This window comes from Haloferax profundi (assembly GCF_001469865.1).
Taxonomy (GTDB): Archaea; Halobacteriota; Halobacteria; order Halobacteriales; family Haloferacaceae; genus Haloferax; species Haloferax profundi.
Genome location: NZ_LOPV01000315.1, coordinates 1 through 489, shown reverse-complemented (window position 1 = coordinate 489; position 489 = coordinate 1). Strand labels below are relative to the sequence as shown.

General features: G+C 50.3%; 1 protein-coding gene. It reads left to right on the top strand.

The annotated features are described in order from the left end of the window. Positions 1-452: hypothetical protein (locus AUR66_RS21295; RefSeq protein ID WP_231727884.1), on the top strand; the 452-nt coding region annotated here is incomplete at its 5' end. Positions 453-489: the final 37 nt, after the last annotated feature.

The window sequence follows — 489 nt, the reverse complement described above, 5'->3', positions numbered from 1 at the left end:
TCCCATTCGTCGAAAGAGCCCTGTGGTTCGGGCTACTCTTAGGACAGACATGGATGTCTAGCACTGATGCTGTTGGTGAGATGCGATGCTTAACTTCCCAATATCCTCCCCCATCAAGTGAAAATTGGAAGGTAGGGTCGCCATCATCAGAGAATGAAAAATCAACTACTTCCCTTCCTTCAATACGACCAAAGGAACTGATTGAAGATTCAAACTCCGAGGCACTAGCACCGACGGAGAGGGAATTGAGTTTCTGGCCTACGGGAGGTGGTTACCTCGTCTTCTGCGTTAAGCGGGAATACCACCCTGGGTTTGAGAGCTACTACGTAGTGGACCGGAAGTTAGTCGGTGTTGCCGAAGTCGAGGACCGGCAGAGTGTCCGGGATGTGCTCAGGATCTACGATTACAACCCAGACATCATCAAGGACCTCCCTGTCTACGAAGTAGAATAGCGGCCAACTATTCCCACTCTTCTATGAAGTGACGCTC